This window comes from Staphylococcus lugdunensis, from assembly GCF_002901705.1.
In the GTDB taxonomy this organism is placed as follows: domain Bacteria; phylum Bacillota; class Bacilli; order Staphylococcales; family Staphylococcaceae; genus Staphylococcus; species Staphylococcus lugdunensis.
The window spans coordinates 939,560-954,883 of the sequence record NZ_PPPV01000016.1 but is presented as its reverse complement, the minus strand read 5'-3'; the positions used below and the strand labels follow the sequence as shown (position 1 = coordinate 954,883).

At 35.1% G+C, this 15,324-nt stretch carries 15 protein-coding genes and 1 other annotated feature; of the genes, 8 read left to right on the top strand and 7 right to left on the bottom strand.

From position 1 onward, the window contains the following. The first annotated feature begins 303 nt into the window (after window positions 1-303). Window positions 304-912 (top strand): hypothetical protein, encoded by a 609-nt coding sequence (locus CD041_RS11250; RefSeq protein ID WP_070864850.1) that lies wholly within the window; start codon window positions 304-306, stop codon window positions 910-912. Window positions 913-1,271: 359 nt separating this feature from the next. Here CD041_RS11250 and rpsR read toward each other — a convergent pair whose 3' ends face one another. The 3 genes from rpsR to rpsF are packed head-to-tail and all read right to left on the bottom strand — an operon-like array spanning window position 1,272 to window position 2,388. Next, entirely contained in the window at window positions 1,272-1,514 is a 243-nt protein-coding gene (gene rpsR / locus CD041_RS11240; RefSeq protein WP_002461103.1) for a 30S ribosomal protein S18, read from the bottom strand. A gap of 46 nt (window positions 1,515-1,560) precedes the next feature. Continuing rightward, window positions 1,561-2,070, bottom strand: a complete 510-nt coding sequence (gene ssb / locus CD041_RS11235; protein ID WP_002461102.1) for a single-stranded DNA-binding protein — start codon at window positions 2,068-2,070, stop codon at window positions 1,561-1,563. A gap of 21 nt (window positions 2,071-2,091) precedes the next feature. Beyond that, window positions 2,092-2,388, bottom strand: a complete 297-nt coding sequence (gene rpsF, locus CD041_RS11230) for a 30S ribosomal protein S6 (protein ID WP_002461101.1) — start codon at window positions 2,386-2,388, stop codon at window positions 2,092-2,094. Window positions 2,389-2,705: 317 nt separating this feature from the next. Between rpsF and CD041_RS11225 the strand changes: the two genes are divergently transcribed. Both CD041_RS11225 and CD041_RS11220 read left to right on the top strand, forming a co-directional pair. Further along, window positions 2,706-3,491 (top strand): GH25 family lysozyme, encoded by a 786-nt coding sequence (locus CD041_RS11225; RefSeq protein ID WP_002479241.1) that lies wholly within the window; start codon window positions 2,706-2,708, stop codon window positions 3,489-3,491. Window positions 3,492-3,552: 61 nt separating this feature from the next. Next, a complete protein-coding gene (locus tag CD041_RS11220; protein ID WP_002479240.1) occupies window positions 3,553-3,744 on the top strand; it encodes a hypothetical protein in 192 nt (63 codons plus the stop codon). Between the two features lie 239 nt (window positions 3,745-3,983). On the opposite strand, the gene ychF is transcribed toward CD041_RS11220, so the two are convergent. From ychF to CD041_RS11200, 4 genes are all read right to left on the bottom strand, one after another. Continuing rightward, window positions 3,984-5,081: a redox-regulated ATPase YchF gene (ychF, locus tag CD041_RS11215; protein WP_037544028.1), complete on the bottom strand. Its 1,098-nt coding sequence runs from the start codon at window positions 5,079-5,081 to the stop codon at window positions 3,984-3,986. After that, complete coding sequence (locus CD041_RS11210) at window positions 5,081-5,296, bottom strand: DUF951 domain-containing protein (RefSeq protein ID WP_002461097.1); 216 nt, start codon at window positions 5,294-5,296, stop codon at window positions 5,081-5,083. The genes ychF and CD041_RS11210 overlap by 1 nt, the downstream gene beginning before the upstream one ends. A 17-nt stretch (window positions 5,297-5,313) precedes the next feature. After that, a complete protein-coding gene (locus tag CD041_RS11205) occupies window positions 5,314-6,195 on the bottom strand; it encodes a mechanosensitive ion channel family protein (protein ID WP_002461096.1) in 882 nt (293 codons plus the stop codon). 208 nt (window positions 6,196-6,403) lie between these two features. Continuing rightward, window positions 6,404-7,231 carry a ParB/RepB/Spo0J family partition protein gene (locus tag CD041_RS11200; RefSeq protein ID WP_080606644.1) on the bottom strand — a complete coding sequence of 276 codons (828 nt, stop codon included), beginning with the start codon at window positions 7,229-7,231 and terminating at the stop codon, window positions 6,404-6,406. 272 nt (window positions 7,232-7,503) lie between these two features. After that, window positions 7,504-7,896, top strand: a binding site (T-box leader). Between the two features lie 68 nt (window positions 7,897-7,964). On the opposite strand from CD041_RS11200, the gene CD041_RS11195 reads away from it, so the two are divergent. The 5 genes from CD041_RS11195 (at window position 7,965) to CD041_RS11175 (ending at window position 15,224) form a co-directional block, all read left to right on the top strand. Then, window positions 7,965-9,059 (top strand): PLP-dependent transferase, encoded by a 1,095-nt coding sequence (locus tag CD041_RS11195; RefSeq protein ID WP_002479235.1) that lies wholly within the window; start codon window positions 7,965-7,967, stop codon window positions 9,057-9,059. A 4-nt stretch (window positions 9,060-9,063) separates the two neighbouring features. Then, complete coding sequence (gene metC, locus CD041_RS11190; protein WP_002461093.1) at window positions 9,064-10,239, top strand: cystathionine beta-lyase MetC; 1,176 nt, start codon at window positions 9,064-9,066, stop codon at window positions 10,237-10,239. Next, a complete protein-coding gene (locus CD041_RS11185; RefSeq protein ID WP_070648017.1) occupies window positions 10,193-12,031 on the top strand; it encodes a bifunctional homocysteine S-methyltransferase/methylenetetrahydrofolate reductase in 1,839 nt (612 codons plus the stop codon). Before metC ends, CD041_RS11185 begins: the two co-directional genes overlap by 47 nt. Next, window positions 12,028-14,256 (top strand): 5-methyltetrahydropteroyltriglutamate--homocysteine S-methyltransferase, encoded by a 2,229-nt coding sequence (metE, locus tag CD041_RS11180; RefSeq protein ID WP_002461091.1) that lies wholly within the window; start codon window positions 12,028-12,030, stop codon window positions 14,254-14,256. The genes CD041_RS11185 and metE overlap by 4 nt, the downstream gene beginning before the upstream one ends. Window positions 14,257-14,480: 224 nt before the next feature. Beyond that, window positions 14,481-15,224 (top strand): cyclase family protein, encoded by a 744-nt coding sequence (locus tag CD041_RS11175; protein ID WP_002461090.1) that lies wholly within the window; start codon window positions 14,481-14,483, stop codon window positions 15,222-15,224. Window positions 15,225-15,324: the final 100 nt, after the last annotated feature.

Sequence of the window (15,324 nt, the reverse complement as noted above, 5' to 3'; positions counted from 1 at the left end):
ATAAGCCTATGCTTACGGGGTTTTATAATAAACTATATATTAGTTTTCTTCTTTTATATAACCATATTTTATAACATTTCATTCATTATCAAAATGCTTATATTTCAGTATATATAGCTATAATACTATAGTGTTCACATACTTGCCTTTCATTTCAAAATTACGCCCTTTTTTTGCCCTTTAAATTATCAATAATCTTATCTATTTCATATTTGCAAAAGTATTGTAAGAAAAAGATTTATTATGATATATTTTTTATGGTTTTAATATAGAATTAAACTTACTAAAAAGGAGTGCTTTTTTATGAAACTCTCAGCTAAAAAACAAAAGCAGTTCTGTCATTTTTGTAACTACTTTAAAAGTTTAGAAATTGAAACATTTTTACAAAATGCTATCGGCGCCTTCTTTTTAAGTCCTTTTACCTTAATGACTTATACCTTCATCTTAGCGTATAAGGTTACATTTATGAATAAATCTTTAATTGATGTTTTATCTAGTGCTGTTTCATTAATTCTTATATTTTGGGTATTAGCATTGTATTTAATGATGTTTTATGTAGTTTACTTTAAAGGTAAAAATTCATTATTAAAATTTGTTAAAGTAACTACCCTAATAATTATTATTTCTTATCATATATACATATTTATTAGAAAAGATATAGAAAATCTTACTCATTTTGATGACTATATTATCATTATTACTTCAGTTCTTATTTCTTACTGGCTGATACAAACTTTCAGAAAAATAATTAATTCTATTTACAATTGGATATTTAGTCCTGAAAGTCAACAACGAGATGAATTAATTAAATTTAAGCTTTCTTTCATAAAAAGCTTACTCATAGGCTTTTTTTCTTTTATTGCCACTATATTAGGTATAGCATTAACGATTAAAAATTTATTCTTTACTTAAATCGAGTAAATTTTTTATAGTGCAAAATTAATAAAGAATCTTGTATAAAACGACATCCTTTATTATATAACATACAGTAGCTACACATACACATTCCCCACTGCAACTTAGGACGTTGATGCAATGGAAGCGGGACAGCATTCATGATGAATGAGTAGTCTCGCCCTGGCAAGGTTGACTAAGATTGAAAACAACTTGGTATCAACATATTTGCACTCCAGTCAACTACTGTCAATATATAGTTCATAGCCTAAAACATAATGATGTCCCAGGTCCTTTAATAAATGGTTCTATAATTCTCAAAACACAAAAACAACCCCATAAGCCTATGCTTACGGGGTTTTATAATAAACTATATATTAGTTTTCTTCTTTAACATATGGTAATAATGCCATATGACGTGCACGTTTGATAGCTGTTGTCAACATACGTTGATATTTAGCTGAAGTACCAGTTACACGACGTGGTAAAATTTTACCGCGTTCTGAGATAAAACGTTTCAATAACTCAGTGTCTTTATAGTCGATATGTGTAATGCCATTTGCTGTGAAATAACATACTTTTTTACGACGACGTCCGCCTCTTCTTGGTCCACCTGCCATGGTTAACTGCCTCCTTTAATATTTTTTATTTCATGCGTTCATTTTTTTAGAATGGTAAGTCATCATCACTAATATCAATCGGTCCATTAGCATTGGCAAATGGATTATCGTTTTGATTAGATTTTGATGCGTTATTGTTATTATATGACGTATTTTGTCCTGATTGTTGACCACCGAATCCTTGACCATAGTCTTGGAATTCATTGTTTTGTGAACGTTGGCCACCATGTTGTGCGTTCTTAGGTTCAAGGAATTGAACACTGTCACATACAACTTCGGTAACAAAAATACGACGACCTTCTTGATTTTCATAACTACGTGATTGTAAGCGACCATCAACGCCGGCTAAACTACCTTTATTTAAATAGTTATTAACGTTTTCTGCTTGTCTTCTAAAAACAACACAGTTGATAAAGTCAGCTTCGCGTTCCCCTTGAGCATTCGTGAATGTACGATTAACAGCTAAAGTAAAAGTCGCTACACTTACGCCTGAGGGAGTAGTTCTGTATTCTGGATCTTTGGTTAAACGACCTACTAATACAACTCTATTTAACATATAAGCGCCCCCGTCTAATTATTACTTATCTTGGTCTTCACGGATAACGATGTAACGAATGATATCATCATTAATCTTAGCTAAACGTTGGAATTCGTCAGTCGCTCTATTGTTATCTGTTTTAATGCGTACGATGTTATAGAAGCCTTCTTTGAAATCTTCAATTTCATAAGCAAGACGGCGTTTACCCCAATCTTTTTCTTCTAAAACTTCTGATCCTTCTGAAGCTAAGATACCGTTAAAACGTTCTACTACAGCTTTTTTAGCATCCTCTTCAATATTTGGACGTACGACATACATAATTTCATATGTTCTCATTTTATAATTGCACCTCCTTGTGGTCTATGCGGCTTATTAACTTTATCAATAAGCAAGGAATAATTTTCATTACTCACAGTCCATAATTATAGCATAGGGTTTTACTTTTTACAATCTATATTATTTTGTCTTTTACATGTCGCATACCGCCAAAATATAGTGAACATTTTATTTTTAAATCAAACTTATTTCCTATTTCATATATCGAGCAATACGCATGGTTGCTAATACATTTTAAATATTTTACCCTCTATACGAACCATTCAAAAAATATTTAAACACTTTCAACTGTAGTTTACATAATAAGGAGGCTCTTAATGTTTATAAAAATATCACGATCGATTATAACCCTCTTAATTTTACTGACAACTCTATGTACCACCACAGCTTTAGCAGAAAAACCAGTATATCAATATCATAAAGGTACAATGGGCTCTGGTTACAAACAATACATAAATAGTGGTGCAGGCGGCCGAGGAGGCATGCCAACTAAACCACGGGCAAATGTTTCGTCATCCAGCAAAAGAATTTTAGATATATCTGAATGGCAAGGTGCACTTACCGATGCTCAAGTAAAAGCATTAAAGAAAAACTATGACTTCATCATTATTCGCGGACAATATGGCTCTGAATATGTCGATAAATGTTTAGCAAACAATTCTGCACTTTTAGATAAATACAATATGAAATTTGGTGTTTATTCTTATAGTATGTATGAAAATGCCGATGATGCGCGTTATGAGGCTCGAACACTTCATCAACGTGCACCTAAAGCTGATTTTTACATTAATGATTATGAACAACAAACGGTTAAATCTGGTGATGAAAATACTGCCACTCAAGCTTGGGCTGCTGAAATGAAAAAGTTAGCGGGAAATAAAAAGGTATTGTTCTATTCTTACGAGAATTTCATGTTAAATCATGTTGCTAACGCCATTAATGCTTATGATGGATGTTGGTTAGCAGCGTATCAACAAACTGAACCTCAAAGCGAACATGTCCTATGGCAATACACGGATCACTATTATGCATCTGAACTCAAACAAAATGTTGATGCTAACTATGTAAGTCAAAATCTTAATCAGAATTTTTTTATCAACTAGGTTAAATAGCACTTTACAAAACAGAACGTATGTTCTATAATATCGATGTGAGGTGTTTAACATGCAGTTAAATTTAGATTGGTCTAAGGATTTTCAAGAATTTCAAGACATTCTAAATAGTGGTATCCACCCAGATTGGCTCTATTGTGCTAAAGCAAACTTGGTACTTCAACCCGCTTATACTGGTGAAGGTAAACAGTTTTTTAGCACAGAAGATATTGTTGAAGCGAGTAAAGTGATACCTTTCTTTTAAATCATCTTGACATTATCTTATTCATAAATAGTGACATGAAACAATTACGACCATACCAATTTTGTAGTATAAGTCTTCAGTTAACTAACTTATTCATTCAATTTTAACTTAAATCACAATATATACTTTTCCAAAGTTAATAAATAAAAACAATGTAAGCCCCTCGTCACATTAGCCATTTTCGAAGCTTACATTGTTTTTTATCTATGAGTTAGCAATTTATTGTTATCATTCCAATTTTAGACATTGAATCTAAAGTGAACAATATCTCCATCTTGCATGATATAGTCTTTACCTTCTAAACGTTGTTTCCCAGCTTCTTTTGCACCTTGTTCACCATTATATTCGACATAGTCTTTATAACTTGTTACCTCTGCACGAATGAAACCACGTTCAAAATCTGTATGGATAATACCTGCACATTGTGGAGCCGTCATACCTTGTTTAAATGTCCAAGCACGTACTTCTTGCACACCCGCCGTAAAATATGTTGATAAACCTAACAAATCATAAGTCGTACGGATAAGTTTATTTAAACCAGGTTCTTCAATGCCTAAGTCTTCCAAGAACATCGCTTTATCTTCATCATCAAGTGTTGCAATCTCTTCTTCAATTTTTGCACTGATTACGATAACCTCAGAATCTTCCTTTGCAGCATACTCTCGAATTGCTGTTACTTTATCGTTTTCTACATCGCCAATTTCATCTTCTCCTACATTAGCGATATATAACATTTTTTTAGATGTTAATAGCTGTGCTTGATTAACCCATTTTTGATCTTCTTCAGTAAACTCAAGGCTACGCACTGGATTACCTTCTTCTAAAGCTTCTTTAATACGATTTAGAATACGCATTTCCATTTCTGCTGTTTTATCTTTTTGACGAGCCATTTTTTCAATACGTGGTAAACGCTTTTCAACTGATTCTAAGTCTGCAAGCACGAGTTCCATATTAATGACTTCGATATCTTCTAAAGGATTTACGCGACCAGCGACATGTGTCACATTATCATCATCAAATGCACGTACAACTTGGCAAATTGCATCTACTTCACGAATATGTGATAGAAATTTATTGCCTAAACCTTCTCCTTTAGATGCACCTTTAACAATCCCAGCAATATCTGTAAATTCAAATGCTGTAGGAATCGTTTTCTTTGGTTCTACCATTTCTGTTAATTTATCTAAACGCGTATCTGGCACTTCCACAATCCCAACGTTAGGATCAATGGTAGCAAACGGATAGTTTGCTGCTAAAGCCCCTGCTTTAGTAATTGCGTTAAATAGGGTAGATTTGCCTACATTAGGTAAACCTACAATACCTGCTGTTAAAGCCATTATTCATTCTCCTTACTTTCTGTATCTTGCTGTGATACAATGATTTTTTTCATTTTCTTATTAAACGTCTGCCGTGGAATCATGATGCTGCGATTACATTTTTCGCATTTGATACGAATATCAGCGCCCATACGAATAATTTTAAATCTATTCGCACCACAAGCATGTTGTTTTTTCATTTCTACTATATCATTTATTCCATACTTTGACGTCATAAAGTTACCTCCAATCCTTATTTGCTCTTTTGTTGATTTTCGTATTGAGAAAAGACCGGTTGAGGCAATTTAATACCTTCTTGGACAAACAATTTTTGAATTTCCTTACGTAAAATACGTGCACCAGCTGCACCTTCACCAGGAATGGTTTCTGCAGAAATTCTAAATGTTACTTTATTATTCTCAATTGCATCTATCCCAAGAACAACTGGATCTGTTACAAATAAATAATACTTACTACGCATTGACACAAACAATTTATTTAATTTCTTTTCAACTGCATCTAAATTCTCTTCAACTGATACAGGAATAACTACAATTGCAGTACCGTTCGTAATTGAAAAGTTTGTTATCTCACCCATGCTACCATTAGGAAGAATAGTCAATTCTCCAGTTATTGTATTAATGCGTGTTGATCGCAAACCAATCGATTTAACTGTACCTTCTGCAACTGTCGTTCCACCGCTATTGATTTTAACATAATCTCCAACATCAAATTGGTTTTCAAAAATAATAAAGAATCCCGTGATAACATCTTTTACAATCGTTTGGGCTCCGAAACCTACAGCTAATCCCACCACACCAGCGCTAGCAATAATGCCTTCTACACTTATTCCAAATTTACTTAAGACGGTTGTAATAACGATAAACCAAACAATATATTTTACGACATTTTGTACAAGGGATATGAGTGTTTTCGAACGTTTTTTATTTCCTTTTTTACTCTTGTTTTGGATTTTAAACGCTTGAGCAATAATTTTATTTAAGATGGATATAACAATGATTGCTACTAAGATATAAATTAAGATTAAAGCTAATTTTGTAATTAAGTTTTCATATGTTTCGACCTTAGTTAGCGGTTCGAATAATGATGCTAGTACATTTTTTATTTGATTCATTTATGCAAACCTCCCTATGTTTCGACAATTATGCCATTATATATAAATTCGGTTATACCGTCATCCGTCTACGGTTCGAATAATGAACAACATCACGATCTTTGTTTTCATTTTCCACCGCTATATAGTAACACCTTATTGCTATCATATGCATGCACTTTTTATTATCCGAACCTCAAATTGGGTAAGTAAGACTAAAAAACGTGCATTACTTATCATGCAATAATTTAATTAACCGCTCAAATTCTTCTTTCGACTTAAATTCAAACGTAATTGCACCAACTTGTTTTTTAGTAGAGATATCAACTTTTGCACCATATTGTTCTCGTAATAACCGCTCTTGTTTTTGAATGAATTTAGGTTTTAGTGGTTCCTTAGTTACTTTGGGGTAAGGCTGACTTCCCTCTTGAATGTTGTTCACATACTTTTCTAAATACCTTACACTCCATGATTCTTTAAACGCTTTTCTGCCCACTTGAATCATACGTTGTTTATACTTGATTCCGAGTAATGTTCTGCCATGTGCGCCGCTGAGTTCTCCTCGTTGTACACTATCTTTAAGTGATGGGGGCAAATGCAGAAGTCTTAACATGTTGGCAATATATGGACGCGATTTACCTAAGCGATGCGCGACTTCTTGTTGCGTAAGTTGCAAATCGTCCATCAATCGTTGATAACTTTCTGCTTCTTCAATTGCATTTAAGTCTTCACGCTGTAAATTTTCAATAATAGCGAGTTCCATCATATCTGCATCAGATAACTCTTTTATAATTGATGGCAACTTTGTCAATCCAGCAAGTTGAGAAGCTCTATAACGTCTCTCACCTACTACAATATAATATCCTTGAACCGTTTGTCTGAGCACAATGGGTTGTAAAATACCGTGAATTTTAATTGACTCAGCTAAATCGTTTAGTCGTTCTGCATCAAAATTTTTCCTTGGTTGATATGGATTAGGCATAATTTCTTCAATTGCAATCCATCGTATCTGCTCATCTTCATTTATCTGTAGGCGATGATCATTTTCTATAGCCACTAATTCTCACCTCATCTTCCCTTTACTAAATTTATTTTATACATCAAATGATTGTGTTCTATTACTTTATATTATTTTAAAAATTAATTGTGGTTTTCACAAGTGCTAACCGTACCCTTAGCCAAAAAATAAAATCTTTTTATCTAATTTATCTCGCATGTTTTATCGTTTACGATAATCTATCGGAATTAATTTTCTAATCTAAATTTTCAGAAAAGTTGTTGACAAATTAAATTTTGAGCTGTAAGCTATGAAATATCATTACAAAAACACTACACACTGTAATAAGGAAAGTAGAGCATACACTACAAGCACAGAGAGTTTCCATTTGCTGAAAGGAAACATTGGAAGCATGTTTGAAAATGGCCTTTGAGTGTTGATACCAATAGGAGGTATCAACGGGTTCACCCGTTATAGCGATACAGTATTAACATTTTGTTGAATGGCGTACTGGAATGCAATACGTCACGACATGCCGGTTAATACTCATTTAATTCTTTAGAACTAAATGAGTTTTTTAATGTGTTCTAAATTCACATTAATCGTGGCTAAACGTGATATTCGTTTCACTTATGTCTAGACAAATATGGCGTACTGAATGAGGTTACTTTAGCAATAAAGTAACAAACAAAGGTGGTACCGCGAAACAAGCTTTCGTCCTTTACATCCGATAACTATCGGGTTTAAAGGACGGAAGCTTTTTTTATTGAAAAACGGAATGGAGGACATTGATATGAAAGATACACAATTGGCTCAAATCGCTTTAACTAAAGATGCGACCGGCGCCATTGCGAATCCCATTTATTTATCAACAGCATTTCAACATCCTCATCTTGGTGAATCAACAGGTTATGATTATTCGCGCACAAAGAATCCAACACGCAGTGCATTTGAGGAAGCGTTCGCTGCACTAGAACAAGGCGTTGCCTCGTTTGCGACGTCGAGTGGCATGGCCGCTATCCAACTTATCTGTAACCTCTTTAAACCAGGTGATGAAGTGCTTGTCGCATTTGATTTATATGGCGGGACATTTAGACTGTTTGATTTTTATGAACAGCAATATGGCATTAAATTTAAATATGTCGATTTCTTAAATTATGATGACGTTTTACAGCATATCAATGCACATACTAAAGCATTGTTTATTGAACCAATCTCAAATCCACAAATGATAGAAATTGATGTCACGCTTTATTATGATCTCAGTCAGCGTCATGGATTATTGACGATTATCGATAATACGTTTCTTACGCCATACTTATCGACACCGTTGACTGAAGGTGCTGATATAGTACTACATTCAGCAACAAAGTACATTGGTGGCCATAATGATGTGTTGGCTGGCGTCGTCACGGTCAAGGATACGCAATTAGCAGAAACATTAGGTCAATTTCATAATATGACTGGTGCAACACTCTCACCATTAGACAGTTATTTATTACAGCGTGGTTTAAAAACACTTCATCTCCGAGTTGAACGGGCTCAACAAAATGCCCAACAACTTGCACAGCGTTGTAACGACTTAGCAGCTATTGATGAAGTTTTATATAGCGGACGAACAGGCATGCTAAGCTTACGTCTCAACAAACATTATTCAGTTGCTAAATTTTTGGAAAATTTAGAAATTTGTATATTCGCTGAAAGTTTAGGTGGAACAGAAACTTTTATTACTTTCCCATACACGCAAACACACGTCGATATGCCAGATGAAGAAAAGGATAAACGTGGCATCGATGAATATTTAATACGTTTGTCTATAGGTATTGAACATTACCAAGATATTGAAGCAGATATTATTCAAGCTTTAACACAAGCTAAAGAGGAGTGATGATATGGCTTTATCTAAAGAAACTGAAGTCATTTTTGATGAACGACGCGGTATTGATTATGACTCAGCAAACCCACCACTGTATGATTCTTCAACATTTCATCAACAAGTATTAGGTGGCAATGCACCATTTGATTACGCACGTAGTGGCAATCCAAACCGGCAACTGCTTGAAGATAAATTAGCTAAGTTAGAAGGTGGGACTTACGCGTTTGCTTATGCTTCAGGTATTGCAGCTATCTCGGCTGTATTGTTAACGCTGTCGTCCGGAGACCATGTCATACTTCCTGATGATGTTTACGGAGGTACATTCCGTTTAACAGAACAAATATTGAACCGTTTTGGTATTGAATTTACAACTGTCGATACCACACAACCCAATAACATTGAACAGGCGATTCAATCTAACACAAAGTTGATTTATGTTGAAACACCATCGAACCCATGTTTTAAGATCACTGATATTCGTGCTGTCGCCCAAATCTCACAACAACATCAGTTATTATTAGCGGTTGATAATACATTTATGACACCACTAGGCCAGTCACCTTTAGCATTAGGCGCTGATATTGTTGTACACTCAGCAACTAAATTTTTAAGTGGTCACAGTGACATTATTGCAGGTGCCGCAATTACAAATCGACAAGATGTCGCTCAAGCACTTTACTTATTACAAAACGGTACTGGCACTGCATTATCAGCACAAGATAGTTGGACACTAGCTAAACATCTTAAGACTTTGCCAGTACGCTTTAAGCAAGCTACAGCCAATGCAGAACGGTTAGTCGAATTTTTATCTCAACGTTCTGAAATTTCCGAAGTTTATTACCCAGGAAATCATGCTAAACATCTGCAACAAGCATCTAGTGGCGGTGCTGTCATAGGCTTTAGATTAAAGGATGAGTCAAAAGCACAAACCTTTGTTGATGCATTGACACTACCATTAGTTTCCGTCAGCTTAGGCGGTGTTGAGACAATTTTATCTCATCCAGCTACTATGTCACATGCAGCTATTCCAGAAGATGTGCGAAATCAACGCGGTATTACCTTTGGCTTATTCCGATTAAGTGTAGGATTAGAACAACCTGACGAACTGATTGCCGACATCAAATTTGCACTAAAGGAGGCTTTTAATGAGTCAATTTCTCAACCAGTTACAAAACAATATCTTAGTAGCTGATGGCGCTATAGGTACTATTCTTTATTCAGAAGGCTTAGATACTTGCCCAGAAGCCTATAACTTAACTCATCCTGATAAAGTTGAACGAATTCATCGCTCATATATCGAGGCAGGCGCCGATGTTATTCAAACCAACACATATGGTGCTAATTTTGAAAAATTAAAACCCTTTGGTTTAGAACATAAAGTTAAAGAAATTCATAAGGCTGCTGTTAAAATTGCAAAGCGCGCTGCGACTAAAAATACATTTATATTAGGTACTGTAGGCGGATTTCACGGTATTAAACAAGATGATATTTCTTTATCAACGATACAGTATCATACGGAAAATCAAATTGATACGTTGATTGAAGAAGGTGTAGATGCACTGCTATTTGAAACATATTACGACTTAGATGAATTGAAACGTATTGTTACCTGGACTAAACGTAATTATGACATTCCGGTAGTCGCACAATTAACCGCTTCAAACACAACTTATCTTGTTGACGGTACAGAAATCAATGATGCCTTAGCACAACTTGTTACTTGTGGTGCTGATGTGGTTGGCCTGAACTGTCATCACGGACCACATCATATGGAAAAATCATTTTCTCATATCGCATTGCCAGATAATGCATATCTTTCGTGTTATCCCAATGCCAGTTTACTAGATATTGAAAACAGTGAATTTAAATATAGTGACAATGCACAATACTTTGGTGCTGTAGCAGAAAAATTAATCGAACAAGGTGTACGCTTGATTGGGGGTTGTTGTGGAACGACACCACAACACATTCATTACATTAAATCCTCGGTGTCACACCTCTCACCTGTTAACCATAAAAAGGTTATTCCTATTCATAAAAAGAGTAATCAGCGTCGAACAGATTCGATAAAACAATCACTAACTTCTAAAGTTAAACAAGGCCCAACGGTAATTGTCGAACTAGATACTCCAAAGCACTTGGATACAGATTTATTCTTTGAAAATATAGGAAAATTGGATGCAGCACATATCGATGCTGTAACGTTAGCAGATAATTCGCTGGCCACTGTTCGCATTAGTAACATCGCTGCTGCCAGTCTAATTAAACAGCGCTATGACATTGAACCTTTAGTACATATTACCTGCCGAGATCGTAATTTAATTGGCTTACAATCTCATTTATTAGGCCTATCTTTAATAGGTGTCAATGAAATTTTAGCTATTACTGGAGATCCATCTAAGGTAGGACATTTACCAGGTTCAACGAATGTCTACGACGTCAACTCTAAAGGTTTAACAGAATTAGCTTTACGTTTTAATCAAGGTATTAATACAGACGGTGATGCGCTGAAGAAACATACTAACTTCAACATCGCTGGCGCTTTCGATCCAAACGTACGAAAGTTAGATGGCGCTGTAAAACGCTTAGAAAAGAAAATAGCAAGCGGCATGAGTTATTTCATTACACAACCGGTTTATAGTAAAGAAAAAATCATTCAAGTGTATGAAGCAACAAAACATCTAAATATACCTATATTTATAGGAATTATGCCTATTGCAAGTTACAACAATGCACTATTTTTACATAATGAAGTGCCAGGCATCAAGATGTCAGAAAGTGTATTAAATCAGTTTAAAGCAGTTAAAGATGATAAAGAAAAGACGAAAGAATTGAGTTTAAGACTATCAAAAGATTTGATTGATACAGTACATCAATATTTTAACGGATTGTATATCATCACACCATTTCAGCGTGTAGATTACTCTCTAGAACTCGCAGCGTACTCACGATCAATCACCACTAATAAGGAGGCAATATTATGACAACAATTAACACTTCAAATTTAGGATTCCCAAGATTAGGTAGAAAAAGAGAATGGAAAAAAGCCATAGAAAGTTATTGGGCTAAAAAAATTGATAAAGCTGAATTAGACCAAACATTAACTGACTTACACAGAGAAAATTTACTACTTCAAAAAAATTATAATTTAGATAGTGTACCTGTAGGAGATTTTTCACTTTACGACCATATTCTCGATACATCCCTATTATTCAATATTATCCCTCAACGTTTCCAAGGCCGAGAAGTGAATGATGATTTATTATTCGATATCGCACGCGGAAATAAAGAACACGTAGCTAGTGCCTTAATCAAATGGTTCAATACCAACTATCACTATATCGTACCAGAATGGGACAATGTTACTCCTAAAATCGAATATAATGCTTTGTTAGAACGCTTTAAATATGCACAATCACTAAATATCAATGCACATCCTGTCATTGTAGGACCTATTACTTTTGTAAAATTATCAAAAGGCGGTCATCAATCTTTTGAGGAAAAAGTGCGTGCATTACTACCACTTTATAAAGAAGTGTTACAACAATTAGTTGACGCTGGTGCACAATACATTCAAGTAGATGAACCGATATTAGTTACTGATGGCAGCAGTGATTATGAAACAATCACGAAAGAAGCATATGATTATTTAGCTCATGATGGCTTGGGCAAAAAATTAGTCATTCAAACATATTTTGAACGTGCTAATGTTAAATTCTTAAGTACTTTAGCAGTTGGTGGCTTAGGTTTAGACTTTGTTCATGACAATGGTTACAACTTAAAACAAATTCAAGCCGGAGACTTTGATCGTTCAAAAACATTATACGCAGGTATTATCGATGGTCGTAATGTATGGGCTGCAGATATTGAAGCTAAGAAAAATCTCATTGAAACATTGCAACAATATACAGAACATATTGTGATTCAACCATCATCATCATTATTGCATGTTCCAGTATCATTAGATGATGAAACATTAGAAGCGTCAGTCGCTGAAGGGTTAAGCTTTGCTACTGAAAAATTAGATGAATTGGATGCGCTTCGTCGTTTATTTAACAACAATGATAGCACTAAATATGATGCACTAAAAGCACGTTATGAACGTTTCCAAAGTCAATCATTTAAAAATCTTGAATATGATTTTGAAAGTGTACGTACACATCGTCAATCAGCATTCCCAGCTCGTAAAAAAGCTCAAGATGCACGTTTACACTTACCTGACTTACCTACAACAACGATTGGATCATTCCCGCAAACACGGGAAGTGCGTAAATATCGAGCAGATTGGAAAAATCATCGAATTTCAGATAAAGCCTATAATGATTTCTTAGAAAGTGAAATTGCGCGTTGGATTAAAATTCAAGAAGATATCGGTTTAGATGTGTTAGTTCATGGTGAATTTGAACGTAATGATATGGTTGAATTCTTTGGAGAAAAATTACAAGGTTTCCTTGTAACAAAATTTGGATGGGTACAATCTTATGGCTCTCGTGCCGTAAAACCACCTGTAATTTACGGTGATGTAAAATGGACCGAACCACTTACTGTTAAAGAAACAGTATACGCTCAAAGTTTAACAGACAAACCGGTAAAAGGTATGTTAACTGGTCCTGTAACCATTCTGAACTGGTCATTCGAACGTGTCGATGTACCTCGTAAAATTGTACAAGATCAAATTGCATTAGCAATCAATGAAGAAGTGTTAGCACTTGAAGCTGCAGGCATCAAAGTAATTCAAGTAGACGAACCTGCATTACGTGAAGGCTTACCACTACGCTCTGAATATCATGCACAATACTTAAAAGACGCAGTACATTCATTTAAACTTGCGACATCATCTGTGCGAGATGATACACAAATTCATACGCATATGTGTTATTCTCAATTTGGTCAAATCATCAATGCGATTCATGAATTAGATGCTGATGTGATTTCAATTGAAACATCACGTAGTCACGGCGATTTAATTCAAGACTTTGAAGATATCAACTATGATTTAGGTATTGGTCTAGGCGTTTATGATATCCATAGTCCACGTATTCCTACTGAAAATGAAATTGAAACGGCAATCGATCGTTCACTTCAACAAATTGATCGTTCACTCTTCTGGGTTAATCCAGATTGCGGTTTAAAAACACGTAAAGAAGATGAAGTTAAAGCTGCTTTAACCGTCTTGGTAAATACCGTGAAGAAAAAACGCGCTGAATAAGACACATCTTATATTTCTTAATACGCTGATGATTTATGGTGGGAGCGGGACAGAGTTTAATATGAATTCGTAGTCCGGCACTGGCAAGGTTGACTAGGATTAAAAAAGCTTGGTATAAGCGCTTTTCAATCCAGTCAACAACTGCCAATATAGGGCTCAGAGCCTAAAATATGATGATGTTCCAAACTCATCACGATTAATATTATTCAAAGTAGGTGATTGTAATGACAACTTATCCTTTATGGGAACAGCTTCATCAATTAAAATCAGCACAATGGGTTGACCTTACACATACGTTTGATCCAGATATTCCTCGTTTTAGTGAATTCGAAAAAGGTCAAGTGGATACACTATTCACTGTAAAAGAACACGGTTTTTACGTGCAACGTTGGAATATTGTGACACAATATGGCACACATATTGATGCACCTATTCACTTTGTTGAAGGTAAACGTTATTTAGAAGACTTAGATTTAAAAGAACTCGTTCTACCTCTTATCGTGTTGGATTTTTCTAAAGAAGCTGCTGACAACAATGATTTCGTCGTCACTCGAGCTCATTTAGAAGCCTGGGAAGCGAAACATGGTCAAATTGAACCTGATACCTTTGTCGCTTTGCGTACGGATTGGTCAAAACGCTGGCCTGATATAGAACGCTTTGAAAACAGAGATGCTAAAGGTCAACAACATTTACCAGGTTGGGGACTTGACGCATTAAAGTTCTTACTAGAAGAACGTCAGGTAAAATCTATTGGTCACGAAACATTTGATACAGATGCTTCAATAGATACAGCTAAAAATGGTGATATTGTTGGTGAACGCTATGTGCTAGGTCAAGACACATTCCAACTTGAATTATTGACTCATCTTGATCAATTACCAACCCGTGGTGCCATTATTTATGCCATTAGTCCTAAACCTAAAAATGCACCAGGATTCCCCGTTCGTGCATTTGCAATTAAGCCTTAAATAGCTCACGTTTTATATCATTAAGGCATCAACTTGCCTCCTTAATAATGCCTCATCTATGATAACCAGAACAACCAAGGTACACACCCTCAAGCCTTGG

Bases quoted from the DNA above. Each gene is read 5' to 3' on its own strand.
- CD041_RS11250 (WP_070864850.1), top strand. From the start codon at position 304: ATGAAACTCTCAGCTAAAAAACAAAAGCAGTTCTGTCATTTTTGTAAC.
- rpsR (WP_002461103.1), bottom strand. From the start codon at position 1,514: ATGGCAGGTGGACCAAGAAGAGGCGGACGTCGTCGTAAAAAAGTATGT.
- ssb (WP_002461102.1), bottom strand. From the start codon at position 2,070: ATGTTAAATAGAGTTGTATTAGTAGGTCGTTTAACCAAAGATCCAGAA.
- rpsF (WP_002461101.1), bottom strand. From the start codon at position 2,388: ATGAGAACATATGAAATTATGTATGTCGTACGTCCAAATATTGAAGAG.
- CD041_RS11225 (WP_002479241.1), top strand. From the start codon at position 2,706: ATGTTTATAAAAATATCACGATCGATTATAACCCTCTTAATTTTACTG.
- CD041_RS11220 (WP_002479240.1), top strand. From the start codon at position 3,553: ATGCAGTTAAATTTAGATTGGTCTAAGGATTTTCAAGAATTTCAAGAC.
- ychF (WP_037544028.1), bottom strand. From the start codon at position 5,081: ATGGCTTTAACAGCAGGTATTGTAGGTTTACCTAATGTAGGCAAATCT.
- CD041_RS11210 (WP_002461097.1), bottom strand. From the start codon at position 5,296: ATGACGTCAAAGTATGGAATAAATGATATAGTAGAAATGAAAAAACAA.
- CD041_RS11205 (WP_002461096.1), bottom strand. From the start codon at position 6,195: ATGAATCAAATAAAAAATGTACTAGCATCATTATTCGAACCGCTAACT.
- CD041_RS11195 (WP_002479235.1), top strand. From the start codon at position 7,965: ATGAAAGATACACAATTGGCTCAAATCGCTTTAACTAAAGATGCGACC.
- metC (WP_002461093.1), top strand. From the start codon at position 9,064: ATGGCTTTATCTAAAGAAACTGAAGTCATTTTTGATGAACGACGCGGT.
- CD041_RS11185 (WP_070648017.1), top strand. From the start codon at position 10,193: ATGAGTCAATTTCTCAACCAGTTACAAAACAATATCTTAGTAGCTGAT.
- metE (WP_002461091.1), top strand. From the start codon at position 12,028: ATGACAACAATTAACACTTCAAATTTAGGATTCCCAAGATTAGGTAGA.
- CD041_RS11175 (WP_002461090.1), top strand. From the start codon at position 14,481: ATGACAACTTATCCTTTATGGGAACAGCTTCATCAATTAAAATCAGCA.